The following is a 19,679-nucleotide window of genomic DNA, read 5'->3' as shown; positions in this document are numbered from 1 at the left end:
ATGCAGACTTTCAGCTACACTCCCGCGAAATCCGTCGAAGGCGCTGTTGCTAATACCGGCCAGAACGGCAAGTTCATCGCCGGCGGCACAACGCTTGTCGACCTGATGAAGCTCAACGTCGAAACACCTGCGGCCCTGGTCGACATCAATGGACTGCCGCTCGATCGCATCGAACCCGCATCTGGCGGCGGCCTGCGAATCGGGGCTCTTGTGCGAAACAGCGACCTTGCCTGGAATGCAGAAGTGAAGCAGCGCTATCCTGTGCTCTCTGAGGCTCTCCTTTCAGGTGCATCGCCGCAGCTGCGCAACATGGCGACCACCGGAGGCAATCTGCTGCAGCGCACCCGCTGTTACTACTTCCGTGACACCAACTACAAGTGCAACAAGCGCGAGCCCGGCTCCGGCTGCTCCGCCATCGATGGATTTCATCGCATCCACGCCGTGCTGGGCGGCAGCGAACACTGCATCGCCACGCATCCTTCTGATATGGCCGTCGCCATGATGGCAATCGAAGCCACCGTGCATACGCGTGGGTCAAAAGGCGAACGCAGCATTGCGCTCAATGACTTCTACCTGCTTCCCGGCACAACGCCCAACAGGGAAAACGTTCTCGATCCCGGCGAGCTCATCACGCACGTCACGCTTCCGGCCCTGCCGCAGGGCGCGCGATCCCATTACCTCAAGCTGCGCGACCGAGCATCGTATGAATTCGCGCTCGCCTCAGCCGCAGTCATCGTTCAGGTCAGCGGAGGAAAAATTCAATATGCGCGTGTCGCCATGGGCGGAGTAGGAACCAGGCCCTGGCGCTCCAGAGAAGCCGAACAGGTGCTGCATGGGCGAGAAGCCAATGAGCAAACCTTCCGCGCAGCGGCAGAAGCCGCGCTCAGGCCGGCAAAGCCTCTGCGCGACAACGCATTCAAGGTCGAATTAGCGAAGCGCGCAATCGTCCGCGCTCTTCAGGTGACAACGCAAGCAGCTTAATCAGGACAAAAACATATGGGTGCAGCAGTCATAGGAGCATCTGTCAGCCGGATTGACGGCAAGCTTAAAGTCACCGGAGCAGCGCGTTATGCCGTCGACCATCCTCTCGAAGACATGGCTTACGGCGTCGGTGTCCCCAGCAACGTGGCCAGCGGCAAAATTGCGCGCATCGATACTTCTGCGGCGGAAAAAATGCCTGGAGTACTGGAGATTCTTCATCATGGCAATACCGATCCTCTCTTCCGTCCCGCAAGCGGCATTGAGAACAACAGCCGCGCCGGAGAAAGCCGCCCTCCCTTCGAAGACGATGTTGTCTACTACTACGGGCAATTTGTAGCTCTGGTAGTTGCAAATACGTTCGAGCAGGCGCAGGACGCGGCCGCGCGCGTCAAAGTCATTTACCAGGAGCAGAAATCAACCATTCGCCTTACTGACGCTCCTGCTCCGATGGGCGAACCGGCAAAGCGTTACAAACGTGGAGACGCCGACAACGCATTCAAGAGCGCTACCGTGCAGATTGACCAGACCTATACCACACCCGCTGAAACACACAATCCCATGGAGATGCATGCCACCATCGCCGTGTGGAACGGTGATAAGGTCACGCTCTATGAGACAACGCAAGGAGTGGTCAATCACCAGCAGGTCATGTCCGAGATGATTGGGCTCCCGCTCGAAAATGTCCATGTCATCTCTCCGTTCTGCGGTTCAGGATTCGGCGGAAAACTCTTTCCCTGGCCGCACTCCATGCTTGCCGCCATGGCCGCGCGCCGCCTCGATCGCCCGGTAAAAGTATCGGTTCCGCGCACCATGATGTTCACTACCGTCGGGCACCGACCTTACACACAGCAGCGTGTTCGCCTCGGCGCTACCCAAGATGGCAAGCTTGTTTCGTTGCAGCATGATGTTCTGTCAACCACCTCCGTTATCGATGAGTACGCTGAGAACTGTACCGAGCCGACTCCCCTGCTCTACAGTTGCCCGAACGTCACTGCGCAGCAGCATCTCGCCAGACTGAACATCGGCACGCCTACGCCAATGCGCGGCCCTGGGACAACTCCCGGCCTCTTTGCTATTGAGTCGGCCATGGATGAGCTCGCCATCAAGCTCAATCTCGATCCGCTTGAGCTGCGCCTCCGCAACTATGCAGAAACCGACGAAAGCACCAACAAGCCTTTCTCGAACAAGCATCTGCGCGAAGCCTATCGCATCGGAGCGGAGCGCTTCGGCTGGAGCAAACGCAACCCCAAAGTCGGCTCCATGCGCGATGGCAATCTGATTCTCGGCTGGGGCATGGGCACCTGCACCTGGCCCGCAGGCCGCGGCTCGGCAGAAGTGCGCGTTCGCCTTAACTCAGACGGCACTGCGCGTGCTTCCAGCGCAACGCAGGACATCGGCACCGGAACCTACACCATTCTGGCGCAGGTCGTTTCCGAAAAGACAGGCATTCCTGTTGACAAGATCGACGTTGCTCTCGGCGACAGTTCATTGACTCCCGGCCCTATGTCCGGTGGCTCTACTGCCACTGCTTCCGTCCTGCCAGCCGTAGCAGGAGCCACCAGGAACGCCATCGACACATTGATGCAGGTCGCGGTCAAGACACCCAGCTCGCCTTTCCACGGCGCTGATCCTAAAACTCTGAAGCTGACCAACTGCCGCGTCCACCTGCAGGACAAGTCTCCTGAGAGCGGCGTGCTCTTTCAAGAGATCCTGTCGATGCGCCGCCTTGCCGGCATCGACGGGCAGGCAAAGACCAGCCCCGATGAAGGCATGAAGAAATTTTCCAGTCATACCTTCGGCGTGCAGTTCGGTGAGGTTACCTGGGACCCCGGCATTGCGCGCCTGCGCATCTCCCGCTGGCTTACTGTTATGGATGCGGGGCGCATCATCAACCAGAAGACGGCGCGCAATCAGATACTCGGCGGAGTCGTGATGGGTATCGGCATGGCGTTGTTTGAAGAGACGCTCTATGATGCGCGCAATGGCAAGCCGCTCAATAACAATTTCGCCGACTATATGGTGTCCACTCACGCCGATATTCCTGAGATTGACTGCATTTTCCTTGATATCCCTGACCCGAACCTGAATGAATATGGAGCACGCGGCGTCGGTGAGATCGGGCTTACCTCCGTGGCTTCGGCGCTCACCATGGCGGTCCATCACGCGACCGGAGTCCGCGTGCGCAATCTTCCGATCCGCATTGAGCAGTTGCTGGCTTAGCAGATGTCCGAACTGAAACAAATCGTTGACCTCTGGCGTGCTGCCAAGGCACGGGGTGATGAGGTTTGCCTGGCGACCGTTGTCCGTGTGGAAGGGTCGTCTTATCGCAAGCCCGGAGCGCGCATGCTGCTGACTCGCAGCGGGCAGCGAGCGGGAACCATCAGTGGCGGATGCCTTGAGGGTGAGGTCACCAGGAAGGCCTGGTGGCTCACTGAGAACGGCCCTACAGTCCAGCGTTACAGCAGCTTCTTTGATGATGACGCTCCGATGCCTTATGGGCTGGGCTGCGGCGGCATTGTCCACGTTCTGCTCGAACGAGGTGCCGCAGTTCGGGCGGTGCTCGATGCTCTTGAGGCGAGTGTTCAAGCGCGGCGCGCGTTTGTGGTCATCACAGATATCCGTGCGGCGCGGACGCTGCTTGTCCGGCAGGCGAGCGGGACGACTTTGTTCTCGGCAGGTTCCAGGGCCGAGGATTTCTTTGAGCGGGCTGTTGCCGAACGGCACTCCTTCCCTGTTGCTGATGAGCTGTTTGTCGAGTACGTTGCTCCTCCGGCTGCGTTGACGATCTTCGGTGCGGGCGACGATGCCAGGCCGCTTTCTGAGTTCGTCCAGAAGCTGGGCTGGCATGTGACCGTTGCCGATGGGCGCTCGAACCTGGCGCGGCTGGAGCGCTTCCCTGCTGCGGACCGGGCCGTCGTTCTCGATTACAGGTCGTCGGCGCCTCTTGATGGCCTTGACCTCGGCAGCGACAGCGCCTGCGTTCTGATGACCCACAGCTATGAACAAGACCGAGTGCTGCTCGGCGAACTGCTGCCGCTGGGTCCGAAGTATCTCGGCATCCTGGGGCCCCGGCAGCGCACGCTGCGCCTTATCGGCGAGATTGCCGACGATCTTCACCTGTCGCCGGAGGAGTGTATGGCGCGCCTTCATGCTCCGGTCGGGTTCGATATCGGGGCGCATTCTCCTGAAGGTATCGCTCTCTCGATTGTGGGAGAGATTTTCGCCATCCTGAATGGACGTGACGGCCTTTCACTCAAGAAGCGCGCCGTCGCCCAGCTTCTTCATGCCTGATTCACCCTGCGCTGCCATTGTGCTGGCTGCCGGCGCTTCGACGCGGCTGGGGCGGCCGAAACAGTTGGTCAAGGTTGAGGGGGAGACTCTCCTCCGCCGGGCGGTGCGGCTTGCTCTCGAAGCGGGATGCTCGCCCGTTGTGGTGGTGCTCGGGTCGGAGGCTGAGGCAATGCGGCGGGAGACTGGCGATCTGGATGCGGATGTGGCCGTCAATCCGGAGTGGCAGACGGGGATGGGGTCGTCGCTGCGCTGCGGGGTTGAGGCCATGGAGGGTCATCTCCCTCCCCCGGAGCGGGTCCTGGTTCTGCTTTGCGACCAGCCGCGGCTGTCGCCTGATGTGATCCGGGCTCTGCTGGAGAAGAGTGATGGGGCGCTGATCGCGGCTTCCTGTTATGCGGGAAGGCTGGGGGTTCCGGCGGTCTTCCGGCGGGAGTTGTACCCCGCTCTTCGGGGAGTGGAGGGGGACAGGGGGGCCCGGCAGATTATCGAGCGGTTCCGGGGCGAGGTGTCGGTGGTGGATTTTCCCGGGGGCGAGGTGGATATCGATACGGAGGATGACCTGAAAGGACTGGTTTCAGGGGGTACCCCCCTCCCCCCTATGTAGCAGTTGGTTTATTTGTTTTCAATGACTTACGAGGGGGTGACCCCCTGCTATGTGATTGATTCTTCTATTGCTTGTGCACTACTCCATTGTTTTCATATATTTAGCGGGTAATCTGTTTTTTGGTTACCTTCTCGGCAGTGCTCAGACAAGCGTTCTTCAGGATTCGGAGGGTGTCAGTTTCGTGGCTGAAAACAGCCGGGCGCTATGGCGCTCGATGCTCTGTATGGATCCTTCATTCCATTCAGGATGACAAATTCGCAGGGTATTGGCTTCGCTTGTCTGTGTTGCCTTGATTTGTATCCCGTCGGCCTTTTTGGCGGACCTCCCACGAGCCCTTTAATTCCGCTCAGGGCAGGTTCTTTCTGCTCGTGGGGGTCCTTCGACTCCGCTTTCAGGGTTCGCTCAGGATGACAGCTTTGTGCGATACATGACTTCTTCCCTCAAACAGGAAAGCCCGCCATTTATGGCGGGCTTTTTCTTGCTCCCTGATTTAATTTTATCAATTTTGGGTGGAATACTATGCCAACTTTTTCTCTTCTGTTTTTGCTTTGATTTGTTGGGGTTGCGGGACTTCCTTGCTCTTCAGGGGCTTGACAGGGTTCCGAGATGCAGACCTCTTCACTCACGAATGAGTACTGCCGACAGCACCCCAACGCGGCCCTCACGGATATTGCGCGCCAGATTGCCGGTCATGACCTGGAACTCGGGGCCTATGACTACACCGAGGTTCAGTCCGCCTGGTGGCGGGGTGGTTGTGACGGCCTTGAACCAATCGAGCGCGGTTTGCGTGTCATCGCGCCAAAGGATTGCCTTGAACCCGGCTTGCTCGATCAGTCTGCGCGTCTCGCCCTCGCTCTTGAGAAAGCTTGTCTCTGCAGTGCGGGCCCAGGGGACGGGATAGATAATACCGTCACCCTGAAGCACGATGTCGTAGGTAACGAATCGGCCATTTGGGGTCAGGATTCGACGCATCTCAGCGTAGAGGGCAGGGCGATCTTCGATATTCATCGCCACATGCTGCAGAAACACCGCGTCGAAAGCTTCGTCTGGAAATGGAAGGCGCAGGGCGTCGCCAATCTGGAATGCGACATGCCCTGAGAGTCCGCAGCGTGCGGTCAGGTAACTGGCAGTTTCGATGAAGCTGGGACTCAGGTCGACGCCTGTTACCTGAGAACCGAAAGTCGCGGCAAGGTAACGCGCCGGACCGCCAATCCCGCAACCGAGATCGAGCACACGGGTCGACGGCGTCAGTTCGGCGGCCTGGCCCAACTCGGTTGTGGCAAGGATGCCTCTGGTGTGGAACTGATCGAGCGGCGCGAGCTGAGCGACGGTCAGCGGCTGACCGTCGGGAGCAATGGTTGCAAGCACGGACTTTATCCGGCCGGTGAGGCCGGCAGCGTTATAGTGCTCGCGTACTTTGATGTTCGTATCGGTCATGATGTTCTCCAAGATAGTTGTTGGTTGAGACGGATGTACGCGTCTATGCCGCGACCGCATTGCCAGCGAGGGGCCGGGTTGTTTTCGGCTGAGGGCGCAGCAACCAGTAGAGAGAGACTGCGTGCGTGATCATCAGCACGGGCACATAGAGAATCGGGATTACATAGGTGGAGCCCAGCTGCCCCGCCATAGCAGGAAGATTAACCTGAACGGCATGGTAATAGTCGATGAGGATGTCGGCCGCACCCACGATATTGAAGGCTACGACCAGGGACCAGAAGAGCGGACGTATCCTTACGGTGAGAAGCGCCAGAAGAGCCAGCACTCCGGTGGCGAAGTCGCCGTAGGCGGCAACAGTGGTGAAGCTCGCAGGCAGGCTGGGGTCTACGATTCCGGGAAGGATGAAGACGAGGCCGAAGAAGCGAAAGCTGTGGATGGTGGCAATGACTCGCTGCGCTTCGAACCGGCCCATCGACCTGAGTTTGGGCCAAGCGTACGCGCTGAACCAGAGCAGGCACGCGACATAACCTAAAACGAGATGGATGCGGAAAAGAGTTTCCGGCGCCATAACAGTGTCCTCCTGACAGCTATGGGATTATATGCATCATCCTACGGATGCAAAGTTTCTTTTTTACTGGCGCGCATGTAGCGGGCGGCGATGGGATGATGTCCGGCATCCCTATAATGAGCTATGCGCTACCGGCCGGAGCATAAAGCTGAAGTCCACCAGAAGATTGTGAAAGACGCCTCGCGGAGGATCCGCATGGAAGGCCTGACGGGCGCTGCCGTTTCTGAGGTGATGCGCGACACGGGCCTGACCCATGGAGGCTTTTACAAGCATTTCGAGAGCAAGGATGCATTGCTGATCGAGTCGTTGAGCGAGGCTTTCCGGGAAATCACGGACCGCCTGACAGCGGCTGCGGAAGCCGCTCCGAAGGGAACGGGGTGGAAGGCGATTGTGAAGACCTATCTCAGCGCGGAACACTGCAGCCAGGCCGGGAGCTGGTGTCCGCTCACAGCTCTGGGGCCGGAGCTGGTGCGGACCGATCAGGAAATGAAGGGGCGGATATTCGAAGAGATGCGGAGTTACAGGGACCGTATGCTTCCATTTATGCCGGGCCGCAGGACGTCCGACAAAGAACGCGCCTTTTTTGTGATCTTTTCGACAATGATAGGGGCGATTGAGATTGCGCGGTTGCTGCCGGAGCCGGTGCGCGAGAAGGTGCTGGCGCATGCGCGGGATTTTCTTCTGGGCAGTTTTTGAGGTTGTTGGCTGAGCTGATTTTAGAGGTCGCTTCGGCTTTGCCTCCGCTCCGGCCTGCGGGCGGTAAGGTGCAGCGCTTTGCGCCGGTCCTATTCAGTGGGCTAAAAGCCCGCTGCTTCTACCGGGAGGCGCTTCTGCCCCTCTTTTGGTTTTCCCTGGTTTGCTTTATTGCGAGGGCTAAAAGCCTCGCCTACCCAGGTTAGCTCCGCGAACCCATTCGACTTCGCTCAGGGCTGGCTCTGGGGCACCCTTTGTCGTGGCTATCGATGCACAAAAGCGGTCGTTGCTATGCAACGATTCGCACGAACCCTCGATTTTGCTCAGGGTTGGCTTCTTCTTGTTCGTGCGGGTTCTTCGACTTGCGTGTCGCTCAGAATGACATCCTATTTTTATCGCTCAGGATGACATTATTTGTAATGGAAGATGGAGCGCTCAGTACTTCGCCGAACTGTGGCACCCGGCGCTGACTTATTTACATCAAAATGCAACAGAAGCAATCATCCAAAGATGTGATAAGCGGCCGGCAGATGGCCTGTTTATCTGAATTCTGACTCACAATCCTGACGCACAAGGAGGTGCATTTCCATGCAAACGCTAAAGGACGTTCTACACCAGGCGGAACAGCGCGGCGCCGCCGTCGGCCATTTCAATATTTCTGACCTTGTTCTGCTGAAGGCAGTCTTCAGCGCCGCACAGGAAGCGGATGTTCCGGTGATCGTGGGGGCTTCTGAAGGCGAGCGGGCCTTTATGGGAGCTCGCCAGATCGCCGATCTGGTGAAGAGCCTGCGCGATGAGTTTGACTTCCCTATCTTTCTGAATGCGGACCACACACATTCCCTTGCGGGCGGCGAGGAAGTGGCGAGAGCGGGGTTCGACTCGATCGTGTTCGATCTCTCTGCACTGCCGTTCGAAGAGAATATCCGCAAGACGAAGGAAGCGGTGACTGCGCTCAAGTCGATCCATCCTTCCATGCTGGTGGAGGGAGAGATTGGCGATATCGGCAGCGGCTCTGAAATTCACGAATCGATGCCTGATGCTTCGAAGCGGCTGACCACTCCAGAAGAAGCGAAACAATTTGTTGAAGAGACGGGGATCGATATTCTCGCTCCTGCTGTGGGCAGCATGCACGGTATGTCGAGAAGCATGGTTCAGGGAGATACGAAGCAGCACCTGAATATTGAGCGGATCGCCGCCATCAAGAAGGCTGCCGGAGTGCCTCTGACTCTCCACGGCGGATCAGGAACGGATGATGAGGATTTCCGCAAGGCGATTGGTGCCGGCATCAACATTGTCCATATCAATACGGAGCTGCGAGTGGCGTGGAGGCATAGCCTCGAAGCCAGCCTGGCCAGCAAAAAGGATGAAGTTGTGCCTTACAAGATTCTTCCTCCTGTTGTTGAGGCTGTGAAGGAAGTGGTCAAGTCGCGGCTGGAACTCTTTGCTCATCCGGAATTGGCCGGGCAACTGGCTTGAGGGGGCGGCCGGCGGGTAAGAGAGATTTTCTTTTCTGGCTTTATGGTGGGAGGCGCTTTCGCGCCTCCTTTGTTTTTTATGGGCTCGGATTTTTGCTTTCCACCCTTTTTGTTCAAAAGAATGGAGACGGAGGCGCCCGAAGCGTTGGAGGTGCTTGCTGCATCGAATGGAGGTCTTATGCTGATTGGTTTTTCTTTAGTGCTGGCCTCTGTTCTTTCGGGCGCGCAGACAGCGCCTGCTTCGTCTGCGCCGGTCCACGAACTGCGCAGTCACCCGGATTGGCCTGCGGCGCGGCCGGGCGATGTGCGGTCGGTCCGCAGCATCGTTGAGGCATTCTTCGAGGCTATCTCCGCGCCCAAGGGAGGCACACTGGATCGCGGGCGCCTCAAGTCACTTTTTGTGCCGGATGGGAGAATCGAGATACCGTTTCCTGCGCCGGGCTCGCGGCCGACGGATGTGGTGTTTGTGAGTCCTGATGGCTACGCTGAGATGTCCGATGCTGGGACAAAGGATGAGGGCTTCTTCGATCACACGATTGCCATGCAGGTGCAGCAGTTTGGTGTGATGGCCCACGTCTATGTCTCCTATGAATCGCGCAAGAACCGGGACGATCCCAAACCGTTTGTTCGCGGGGTCAAGTCGTTTGAGCTGCTCAATAGTGGAGGACGGTGGTACATCACGCAGGTTGCATGGGACCGGGAGAGCGAGGGCAATCCCATTCCTGAGATTTATCTGCACGATAGTGCTCGGTGAAGTTTTTGGGGAGTCGCTTCGGCTTGGCCTGCGCTCCACCACCCCAACACGCAAAGACCGCATGCCGGGGACCCCGGATGGCCTACGGCAGTGAGGTGCGGCCCTTTCGGGCCGGGTCTTTGTTCGGTGGGCTAAAGCCCACCGCTTCTACCTAGAGGCGCTTTGGCGCCTCTTCTGGTTTTTCTTGGTTTGGGTTTTTGCTCTCCCATCCTATCGCGCAAAATCGGCGCGACAGGATGGGGCACCCATTGTTGTGGCTACCGCTGCTTAAAGCGGTCGTTGCTGTGCAACGATTCGCACGAGCGCTTTGATTTTGTTCAGGGCGGGTTCTTCTTGCTCGTGCGGGTTCTTCGACTCGCGTGCTACGCACGCTTCGCTCAGAATGACATCCCAATTTTTTGTCGCTCTGGATGACAGCAGCAAGAGGCGACGTTCGCGACTTTTTTCAGGATTTTTTCGTGGTGGCTATTTCGTTGATGGCTCCTACGAATTTGTCTAGGTCGGCGATGGTGGTGTAGACGTGCGGGGTGACGCGGATGCAGTGGACGTTTTCGTAGTCGATGCCGACGGTGTGGATTTTGTAGCGGTTGAAGAGCTCTGACATAAGCTGGGCGGGGGTGAGGCCTTCGACGCTGACTCCGGAGATGGCGCAGGAGAAGCGCGGGTCGAGCGACGTGTGGAGCTTGACGCCGGGGGTTTCGCGGACGCGGGTGGCCCAGTAGTTCTTGAGGTAGAAGATGCGCTCCTGCTTGCGGCGGGAGCCGATGGCTTCGTGGAAGTTGATGGCTTCTCCGATGCCCTGCTCGATGGGGAAGCTGCGCGTGCCGAGGGATTCGAACTTGCGGATGTCGCTCGAGTGCGGGTTGCCGGCGCAGATGAGCGGCCAGAGTTTCTCGATCTTGTCGCGCTTGACGTACATCATGCCCGATCCGATTGGCGCGGACAGGAACTTGTGCAGGCTGGTGCCGAAGTAGTCGGTGTCGAGGTCGGGGATTTTGAAGTCCATGAGGCCGAAGGAGTGGGCGCCGTCGGTGATGACTTCGGCTCCGTGGGCGTGGGCGAGGCCGGCGATCTGCCTGACGGGCATGAGCTGGCCGACCCAGTTGACCATGTGGGTGACGTGCACGATTTTTGTTCGCGGAGTGATGGCCTGCTCGTAGACCTTGACGATGGCGTCGTTGTCTTCCATGGGGAAGTTGAAAGTGACCTGCTTGTAGACGATGCCGTCGCGGTCGGCGCGCTGGCGCCAGGCGTTCATCATGTTGGGGTAGTCGAACTTGCTGCCGACCACTTCGTCGCCGGCTTTGAGCGGGAGGCCGTAGATGATGGTGTTCAGGGATTCGGTGGCATTGCGGTTGATGGCGATCTCTTCAGGCGATGTGCCGGCGAGCTGGGCGAGCTTCTGGCGGAGCGGCTCGCGGCCCTGGTCGAGAATCTGCCACATGAAATAGGACGGGCCCTCGTTGGTCATCTGGTTGTAGCGCTCGACGGCCTGCTGGACGACGATGGGCGCGGGAGAGACTCCGCCATTGTTGAGGTTGATGATCTGGGTGCTGACGGAGTAGCCGCGCTGGATGACGCTCCAGTAGTCCTCGTTTTGCGCGGCCTCGCGGGGATCATGGCTGACGGCGCGGGAGGCGGCTTCGAACTCGGCGGCGTGTGCCTGGCGGAAGAGGCTGTTCGACGAAAATGCGCCGGCAAGGGCCGCCATCTTGAGGAAGGAACGGCGATCGTTCAGGGACATAGAAGCAATTTAGGGCATTCGGGGTTTGAGGGGAAGAAAAATTACTGCGCTCCTTTACTCGCTGGGTTATCAAGTATCAGGTCAACTTAATCAGAGTAGCGAGAAAGAGCGCTACCTCAGCGGCTAAAGCCGCACCCATTTTTTGAACTCTTACGGCACGGCTAAAGCCGTGCCCCTTCAAAACAAATCCCTTTGTTATGGCTACCGGTACGAAAAGCAGATCCTTCCCCTTCACTACGTTCAGGGTCAGGATGACAGCATTTCACCTCGGGCACCCTTTTATTGTTCGTGGAGGGCTGTCTTTGGGTCGAGCTGGGAGGCGCGGCGCGCGGGGAGCCAGGAGGCCAGTCCGGTGATGGCGAGGAAGACGATGGTCATGCCGAGGAAGGTTGCCGGGTCGGTGGGCTTGATGCCGACGAGCATGGCGGTCATGAGGCGGCCGAGGATGATGGCGGCGATGATTCCGGCGGCGATGCCGATGATGCTGAGGCGCAATCCCTGCGATACGACGAGGCGGACGATGTCGCTGCGCTGCGCGCCGAGGGCCATGCGGACGCCTATCTCGGAGGTACGCTGGCGCACGGCGGTGGCGAGCACTCCGTAAAGGCCGATGCCGGCGAGCGTGCCTGCGATGACGGCGAAGATGGAGATGAGCAGAAGCGAGAAGCGCGTTTCTGCCTGCGCGTGGAAGACGACGGATTCGGCTGGGTCCATTTCGAGGATGAGGATTTTCGGGTCGATTTCGGCGATGGCGGCGCGCACCTGATTTTCGTAAGCGGCGGGGCTGGTGGCGGTGCGGAGCGCCCAGGAGCGGACTACGCCTGAGTTCAGGAAAGCGTCGGTGAAATAAATCTGCTCGCGGCCTGCTTCGGTCAGCGAGTCCTGATGCTGGTGGCCGACGACTCCGATCACTTCGACCCATTCGGGCTCGGGCGTGCGGATGCGGATCAGGATGCGCTTGCCTATGGCGGATTGGCCGGGGAAGGCTTTCTTTGCGAGGGCTTCGTCGATGATGACGCGGTTTCTTCCGGGGAGGTTGTCGTCCTCAGTAAAGGTGCGTCCGGCGAGCAGGGGTGTCCGCAGCGTCTCGAAGTATCCGGGCAGCACGAGCTGAAAGTCAGTCGCCTGGAATCGGCTTGGATCGCGCTGGGCGTCTTCGGTTCCCCAACGGATAGGACTGAAGTTTCCGGTCAATGGGAACGGGAAAGATGCGGTCACGCTCTCGACTCCGGGAATGGCGCGGAGGCGCTCCTGGATGCGGCGGATGGTTACGGCGCGCTGTTCGGGCGATGGCTGGTTGGGCACGACTCCGGCGAGCTGGAAGGTGAGGAGGTTGCGCGGATCGAAGCCGGGGTCGACGCGCTGGAGCTCGAGGAAGCTGCGGAACATGAGCCCTGAGCCGATGAGCAGCACGAACGAGAGCGCCACTTCGGCCATGACTACGAGATTGCGGAGGGCTGCTCCGGAAGCGAGCCCGGAAGTGCGGCTGCTGCCGCGGAGCACATTCATCAGAGCAGGACGCGCGGCCTGCCATGCAGGTGCGATGCCGAAGAGAGTAGCAGCGACGAGGCCGGCGAGCGCGCTGAATCCGAAGACAGAACCGTCGATGCGAATGTCGTTGAGGCGGGGAAGATTGGTTGGGGCGAGCGATTGCAATTCGCGAATGCCAGCCCATGCGAGTGCCAGGCCCAGGAGCGTGCCTATGCCGGCGAGCAGAATTGCTTCGAGCCAGAGCGGCTGCACCAGACGCCATCCGCTTGCTCCAAGTGCTGCGCGCACTGCGAATTCCTGCTCGCGGAGAGAGGCGCGGACCAAGAGGAGATTGGCTACGTTCGCGCACGCGATGAGCAGCAGGAAAATGACCGAGCCCATGAGAGCGAGAATTGCTGGACGCGCAGCGGCGACCATGTGCTGCTGCAGCGGCTCCATTGCGATGTAGTAGCCGATGGAGGCGTCTATGGGAATGGTGCGGCGTCCTTCGGCGGCTACGGTATCGGCGGCGCTGCGGGCCTGCTCAAGCGAGACACCATCGCGCAGGCGGCCAATGGGACGGATGCCGAACTGATTGCGATTGGCGGCGTCGTAGCTGAGGCGGTTGGCGATCCAGAGGTCCGGCTCTGTTTCCTCATTGGAAGCTGGAGGAAAATACAGGCGGAAGCCGGGAGCGGTGACGCCGACGATGATGGGGCCGGGCACTCCGGTGAACTCCATGCTTTTGCCGATCACAGCCTTATTTCCGCTATAGCGGCGCATGAAGTATTCGTAGCTAAGGATGGCCATGCGCGGCGCCTGCGGAGGCGCGGTTCCCTGTGCGTCCTGCGGCGATGGCTGTGCCTGCGGGGTTCCATCTTCGGCGGTGAAGTTTCTGCCGTAGAGAATCCGGCCGCCGGTTACGTTGAAGAAATTCGAGGTGACGGTGGCGTAGCGAATCTGCTCCGTCGTTCCGCCTTCGCGGGGCACGACCATCTTGCCGGTGGCGACTCCGGCCATGTCGGAAAATGCAGACTTGGTGCCTTCGCGCAGGTCGATGAAGTCGGCGTTGGAAAAGGGCAGGTCGTGGACGTTGCGCTTACGCAGCTCCATGCCGGCGATGAGCAGGCGGCCCGGCTCTTTGTAATGAGGAAGAGGCTGCAATAGCACGGTATTGGTGACGCTGAAGATGGTGGTGCTGGCTCCGACGCCGAGCGCGATGGTCAATATGGCGACAATGGTGAAGGCGGGATGCTTCCACAGAGTCCGGGCGGCGATTACAAGGTTGTTCAGCACCGTGGTTTACCTCTTGGGGAACCATTGTTGCATTGGAGCCTTGGAAATGGGGGGAAATCTGTGGGGCGTGGGCTGCCCCATGATTGTAGTGGCCCCCGATGCATAAAGGCGGTCGTTGCTAAAGCAACGATTCGCACGAGCGCTCTGACTCTGCTCTGGGCAGGATTCTTCCTACTCGTGCGGGTTCTTCGACTCGCGTGCCATGCACGCTTCGCTCAGAATGACATCCCAAATTTTGCCGCTCAGGATGACAGCGCTCTAAGGAATTGAATCGACTATTTGCTTCTCTTTACTTCGCCGCAGCCTATTGGCTGGATGGTTTCACGTCGCGGTCGGTCAAGGTTTTCAGGAAGGCGATTACGTCGTCGATTTCGGCGTCTGTCCAGGCGGGAGGGTCGCCTTTTTTGCGGGTCAGTGGCTCGTCGATCACATCGATGTTGCGGCGCAGGTGTGGCGGGAGGTCGTCGAACTTGTCAACTGAGCCTGAAGCGGATGCTGGATACCACAGCTGAGGGTCGGTGTCGCGCTGTACGTAAAAACGCAGCGCTTCCTTCAGGGTATGGAAGCGTCCGTTGTGGAAGAAGACGCTTCGCGCGGCGACGTTGCGCAGCGTCGGTGTCTTGAAGAGGCCGCAATACTTCGTCTCTTTTGCCTGATCGGTGCGCAAGGGGCCGCAGAGTCCCATATCAAAGTACGTGGGCGAGGCGTTGGCGTGAATCTCCGGATTGCGGGGAACGCCCAGTGCTTCGAACTGATAATCGGTGAAGATGGGGTGCGCTCCGTTTACACCCTTGCGGTCAAGATGGCAGGTGGCGCAGTTGCCGCGCTGTGGATCATCGAAGAGGGCCAGCCCATGCTGCTCCTGCGCGGTGAGCTTTACCTTGCCGTCGAGATAATCGTCGTACTTGCTGCTGAATGGATGGAAGCTCGGGTCATCGAGCTGGAAGCGCTCCAGCGCGGTGAGCATTGCGGTGAAGGCTTTGTGGGGGTCCTCGAAAATCTGCTCGCCGAATGCTTTGCGAAAATCGCCGGCGTACGCGGCCTGCTGCAGTTTTGCAACGACATCTTCCGGATTGGCATTGGCCATCTCGCTGGACGACAGCAGCGGAAACGTTGCCTGGTCGCGCAGTGAATTGAAGCGGCCATCCCAGCCGAAGCCTCCGGCCGGCGGCTCTTCTCCTTCGAGAATGCGCTCGGCGGGATTGGCGACGTATTCCTTATTCCATACCGGCGTGCGGTTGAGCACGTAGCGCAACGAAGGCACTGCGCGCGGACCCTGACGGTCCATTCCGGGGCCTCCCAGCTGCACTGCAAGTCCGTTGGGAGGGCCATAGGCGTGCTCAGGATTGTGACAGGTTGCGCAGGAGATGCGGCCTGACGCGGACAGCGAGGCGTCGAAGAAAATCTTTTTCCCAAGCGCGCTGAGCGCTGGAGTATTGCCGGATGGTGCTTCGGCAGCGCCCGTCCTGGCGGTGGAAGAGCCGATGGCGGCCAGCACGGCAACAATCATTATGACGATGGCCAGCTTCCGATAAGAAAGCCGGCCATTGGGAGCTGGGTGATGCACTTCGTGATTACACCTTTTAGAAATTCAGCTGGCAGCGCCGCTGTCCGGGTTCGTCGATCGGACGGCGGCGCTCGTCGGCATTAGACAGTGTGTGAAGAATAGATTCGCATGATAGCCGGGGCTGAAGCCCCTGTGTTTTCGACTCTTGTTCACCGGCCTAAAGGCCGGTGCTTCTACCGGGCCTTGCTTCGCAAGGCTTTCCATAAGAGTGCCGCTGTGGCTAAGTGAACCATCTCATAGTTGCGAGACGATTGGAAGTCTTGTGTCTAGGAGCTAACTGCAGGTCCCTCCGCTCCGTCACCCCAGAACGCGAAACCCGCGCGTTCCGGGGACCCCGACTTCGGTCGGGATGACAATTCATTTTGGCGATCGCACTTAGTTGTGGCTACCGAAGCAAAAGCAGATCCTGCCCCTTCCTCTTCGTTTCACTCAGAGTCAGGGTCAGGATGACAGCATTTTGCAGGGGGCCGAAACCTTGCCTATCAATACCAGGGTAGTTTGAACCAGGGATTGGGCGGGAAGTCACCATGGTGGCTCCGTCCGCGGCCTGGGCCGGAGAAGAAGACGTCTTCATCTTCTCCGATCGTATCGAGGTGATAGCGCGTCTTGGGATCGTCGGCGGCGTAGCCGATGTGATCGAGATGGAATATGTCCTCGATGCTCTTCAGGAGGGCATAGTGGTTATACGGAGTGTCTGAGGTGCTGCCCGGCTTGACGAAGGGAGAGAGCAACAGGGCGCCGATGCGGTCACCGCCAAATCCGTTGATGACGATGTTCTCCTGCAGGGCAGGTGTGTTGACCAGGGTGAATGTGCCCGGCCGAACTCCGCTGAGGTTGGGACCGGGCTGCTGGTCGCAGCAGGTCTGTCCCGGGAAAGTGATGTCGACGATCTGCTGGCCGGTGGTCGGGTTTTCGCTGGTGCTTCCGGTGTAGTTGCTCTCATCGAAGGTGATGATGAGCAGGCCGTCCTTTTTGAAAGCGGGCGAGTCCATGATCTGCGGCACCCAGGTCTTCAGGAAGGCATCGGCGGAGGTGAGTCCTCCTGGCTGACCGTTAGCGCAGGTGGTGCCGGCGGCCCCGGTGCCGCTGCCGTCGTGACCGTCATTGCAGAGGTTCGGGGTGATGAAGACGAGGTTCGGCGTGGCGTGTTCTTCCTTCAAGTCGGCAGGCAGGTTCTTGAGATTTACAACGTGGCTGGCGCAGCTGCGGGGATTGTCGATGATGGAGTGGAAGTACATGAAGGGATCGTGCCGGGTGGCATACTGGTCGCCTTCGGGGACTGCGGCGCTTGGGGCTTCGGCGGCATTCGTGTTGTCTGTGCCGACCCCGATCTGGGGATGACCGCATGCCTCGCTTTCGCGCGAAGGATCATTCCCCATGTCTTCCATGTAGCCCTTCCAGGTCAGGTTTGCGGCTTCGAGCTGCTTCGGAAGGCTGGGGACATTTTTCGCATAGATGCAACCGCCATCGGCGATGACCTGTCCCTGCGGCGCCCATCCTGTCTGCTTCACATCGTTGTAGTTTCCGATGGTGCCGGTGAATCCGGGGAGGCAGTCGTTGTCGGTGTCCTGCGTGGGAGCCTGTCCGCTGATGAGCGAGATGTAGTTATCGAGGCTGACGTGACCGGTGCCGTAGTACTCGGTCAACAGACTGCCCTTGGGCACCAGAGTATTTTGCAGATAAGGGTCCTGGGTGCTGGTCCCGAAGGTGTCGGCGAAGCTCTTGTTTTCGAGCACGATCACGAAGACGTGCCTGATGTTGGCCGCGGCTGTGGGGACGCGGCCTTCCTGCTTCTCGGCTAAAGCGATGTGAGTGACGCTGACCGCTAATGCAAACGCAAGAATAACCGGGGCAAGGCGCTTCAGGCGAAGGCTTGGCATGGGTACTTCCTCCTTAGTTGTCTGAACAACCAAGCGTCGCGACTGATGATTACGCTCAGATTACAAAATGAAGAAAATTCTCTTTCATTCTGCGGACACGAGTGAGGAGGTGAGACCCTTCTGATAAATCAGCCGTTCAGGTTGTCTGCTCCGGTGAGACGGCGGTTCCGTGGCTGCTTTACACTGGAAGCAACGTAGTGTCTGGTGAATCGAATCAGGTGAAGGCCGGGGCTGAAGCCCCTATGTTTTCCGGCTCTCATTCACCGGGCTGAAGCCCGGTGCTTCTACCCGAAAACCTTATTCAGTGATTCGTCAGGCATTCCCTAACGCATTTTTTTGTAAGGAGATTGATCAGGTGTCCCAACGCACCTTCAGCATCATTAAGCCAGACGCGGTCCGCAAGGGCCATACGGGAGCCATTCTCGCTGAAATTGAGAAGGCCGGATTCAAGATTGTTGCCATCAAGAAGGCCTCCATCTCCAAGGCGCAGGCCGAGGGTTTCTATTACGTTCACAAGGAGCGGCCGTTCTTCGGGTCGCTGACCGACTTCATGTCTTCGGGGCCGATTTTTCCGATGGTGCTCGAGAAGGAGAACGCCATTGCCGATCTGCGCAAGCTGATGGGCGCGACCAATCCTGCGAATGCCGAGGAAGGGACGATCCGCAAGAAGTATGCTGGCTCAATTGAAGAGAATGCCATTCACGGCTCGGACGGAGAAGAAACCGCCAAGTTTGAGATCGGGTATTTTTTTGCGGGGTACGAGCTGGTTTAAGGGATCAGTTCTTCAGTTATCAGTCCCCGGTAAGTACCGAGGGCTGATAACCGATTTGGTTTTGCTGGCATTCCACGCTTTCAAAAAATCTATCGCCAGGGTTCCGCAAAGAAACTTCTTTCACCACAGAGAACACAGAGGGCACAGAGGATATCAACCGGCTATCGCGTGCAGGTACTGGTAATCGCCTTTCAGTTCTTCGAAAGGATCACCGTCGAATTCTTCCTGCTCGACAAAGTAGTGCTTGATGCCCGCTTTTTTTGCGGCGGCGAAGATGGGCTTGTAGTCGATGGTTCCCTTGCCAAGGATCGTCGAGATGCGCTCGCCTGGAGCTTTACCTTCGACGGGCGGCTTCAGGTCCTTGATGTGGAGCATGGAAATGCGGTTGGCGTGGCGCGATAGATACTCGATCGGGTTCTGGCCGGCGGCTGTAATCCATCCGCAGTCCATTTCGAAGGTGACGAGGCTCGGTTCTGTGTCCTTGAGAAGCACGTCGTAGCCAAACTGCCCGCCGAGATCATGAAACTCGGGGGTGTGGTTGTGATATCCGAAACGAATGCCCTCGCTCTTGAAGCGCTTGCCGAGATCGTTGAACTGGCCGGCGTTCCAGCGCCAGTCGTCGAGCGTGAGGACATAACCGCGGGACATTTTGGATGGATCGGCGAGAGAAGGCGATGAGCAGATTACATACTGGAGGCCAAGCGCCTTAGCATACTGCAGCGTTCCATCGACATCCTTGAGCAACGCGCCGAGAGGATAGTGCGCGCTGACGCAATGCAGTCCGGCGTTGGACATGGCCTGCTTGACTTCAGCGGGGCTGTGACCGTAGAAGCCTGCAGCTTCGACTTCGCGAAATCCGATGGCGGAGATCTGCTTGAGAGTGCCCTGGTAATCCTTTGGCAGCTGGGCGCGCACGCTGTAGAGCTGCAGGCCCGGCGGCAATCCGAGCGGATCGGCAAATAGTTTTGTTCCAGCGAGTCCTGCGACTGCGGCTGCGGAACCTGTTTTGAGAAAAGACCGCCTCGTCATCTGGTGCATTGATCACCACCCCTTTGGTTGAAAATCCATTTCAATGGAACACGTTATTGGGGTGGAGCGCAAGTCTTGTGTGGCTTTGGGGGCGCGGCTAACTATCCCACTCAGGAGT

The 19,679-nt window shown here is 58.7% G+C and carries 15 protein-coding genes; 8 read left to right on the top strand and 7 right to left on the bottom strand.

Annotated elements, in window-relative coordinates:
• From AC5S16_RS15665 to AC5S16_RS15650, 4 genes are read left to right on the top strand one after another with little or no spacing between them, the layout of a single operon-like run.
• Entirely contained in the window at positions 1-981 is a 981-nt protein-coding gene (locus tag AC5S16_RS15665; protein ID WP_493931029.1) for an FAD binding domain-containing protein, read from the top strand.
• A 15-nt stretch (positions 982-996) separates the two neighbouring features.
• Positions 997-3,201: a xanthine dehydrogenase family protein molybdopterin-binding subunit gene (locus tag AC5S16_RS15660; protein ID WP_493931028.1), complete on the top strand. Its 2,205-nt coding sequence runs from the start codon at positions 997-999 to the stop codon at positions 3,199-3,201.
• A gap of 3 nt (positions 3,202-3,204) precedes the next feature.
• Positions 3,205-4,272, top strand: coding sequence for an XdhC family protein (locus AC5S16_RS15655; protein WP_493931027.1), 1,068 nt, complete (start codon positions 3,205-3,207; stop codon positions 4,270-4,272).
• Positions 4,214-4,876, top strand: coding sequence for a nucleotidyltransferase family protein (locus tag AC5S16_RS15650; RefSeq protein ID WP_493931026.1), 663 nt, complete (start codon positions 4,214-4,216; stop codon positions 4,874-4,876). Before AC5S16_RS15655 ends, AC5S16_RS15650 begins: the two co-directional genes overlap by 59 nt.
• Positions 4,877-5,494: 618 nt before the next feature.
• Here AC5S16_RS15650 and AC5S16_RS15645 read toward each other — a convergent pair.
• Both AC5S16_RS15645 and AC5S16_RS15640 read right to left on the bottom strand, forming a co-directional pair.
• Positions 5,495-6,313 carry a class I SAM-dependent methyltransferase gene (locus tag AC5S16_RS15645; RefSeq protein WP_493931025.1) on the bottom strand — a complete coding sequence of 273 codons (819 nt, stop codon included), beginning with the start codon at positions 6,311-6,313 and terminating at the stop codon, positions 5,495-5,497.
• A 43-nt stretch (positions 6,314-6,356) separates the two neighbouring features.
• On the bottom strand, positions 6,357-6,881 hold the full coding sequence (locus AC5S16_RS15640; RefSeq protein ID WP_493931024.1) for a DUF8737 domain-containing protein: 525 nt from the start codon (positions 6,879-6,881) through the stop codon (positions 6,357-6,359).
• A 123-nt stretch (positions 6,882-7,004) separates the two neighbouring features.
• On the opposite strand from AC5S16_RS15640, the gene AC5S16_RS15635 reads away from it, so the two are divergent.
• From AC5S16_RS15635 to AC5S16_RS15625, 3 genes are all read left to right on the top strand, one after another.
• On the top strand, positions 7,005-7,577 hold the full coding sequence (locus tag AC5S16_RS15635) for a TetR/AcrR family transcriptional regulator (protein WP_493931023.1): 573 nt from the start codon (positions 7,005-7,007) through the stop codon (positions 7,575-7,577).
• A 585-nt stretch (positions 7,578-8,162) separates the two neighbouring features.
• On the top strand, positions 8,163-9,050 hold the full coding sequence (locus tag AC5S16_RS15630; RefSeq protein WP_493931022.1) for a class II fructose-bisphosphate aldolase: 888 nt from the start codon (positions 8,163-8,165) through the stop codon (positions 9,048-9,050).
• A 177-nt stretch (positions 9,051-9,227) separates the two neighbouring features.
• Positions 9,228-9,803 (top strand): hypothetical protein, encoded by a 576-nt coding sequence (locus tag AC5S16_RS15625; protein WP_493931021.1) that lies wholly within the window; start codon positions 9,228-9,230, stop codon positions 9,801-9,803.
• Between the two features lie 445 nt (positions 9,804-10,248).
• On the opposite strand, the gene AC5S16_RS15620 is transcribed toward AC5S16_RS15625, so the two are convergent.
• The 4 genes from AC5S16_RS15620 to AC5S16_RS15605 form a co-directional block, all read right to left on the bottom strand.
• Positions 10,249-11,547 (bottom strand): aminotransferase class V-fold PLP-dependent enzyme, encoded by a 1,299-nt coding sequence (locus AC5S16_RS15620; RefSeq protein ID WP_493931020.1) that lies wholly within the window; start codon positions 11,545-11,547, stop codon positions 10,249-10,251.
• Between the two features lie 279 nt (positions 11,548-11,826).
• Entirely contained in the window at positions 11,827-14,313 is a 2,487-nt protein-coding gene (locus AC5S16_RS15615; RefSeq protein ID WP_493931019.1) for an ABC transporter permease, read from the bottom strand.
• A 304-nt stretch (positions 14,314-14,617) separates the two neighbouring features.
• On the bottom strand, positions 14,618-15,880 hold the full coding sequence (locus AC5S16_RS15610; protein WP_493931018.1) for a cytochrome-c peroxidase: 1,263 nt from the start codon (positions 15,878-15,880) through the stop codon (positions 14,618-14,620).
• Between the two features lie 482 nt (positions 15,881-16,362).
• Positions 16,363-17,760, bottom strand: a complete 1,398-nt coding sequence (locus AC5S16_RS15605) for an alkaline phosphatase family protein (protein WP_493931017.1) — start codon at positions 17,758-17,760, stop codon at positions 16,363-16,365.
• Positions 17,761-18,115: 355 nt separating this feature from the next.
• Between AC5S16_RS15605 and ndk the strand changes: the two genes are divergently transcribed.
• Complete coding sequence (ndk, locus tag AC5S16_RS15600; RefSeq protein ID WP_493931016.1) at positions 18,116-18,532, top strand: nucleoside-diphosphate kinase; 417 nt, start codon at positions 18,116-18,118, stop codon at positions 18,530-18,532.
• 153 nt (positions 18,533-18,685) lie between these two features.
• Here the strand turns inward: ndk and AC5S16_RS15595 are convergent, their stop codons facing one another.
• Positions 18,686-19,561: a TIM barrel protein gene (locus tag AC5S16_RS15595; protein WP_493931015.1), complete on the bottom strand. Its 876-nt coding sequence runs from the start codon at positions 19,559-19,561 to the stop codon at positions 18,686-18,688.
• Positions 19,562-19,679: the final 118 nt, after the last annotated feature.

The organism is Acidobacterium sp. FHG110202_01, from assembly GCF_059115305.1.
Note: the sequence above shows the minus strand (reverse complement) of the source record. Positions and strands in the feature narration are given on the sequence as shown.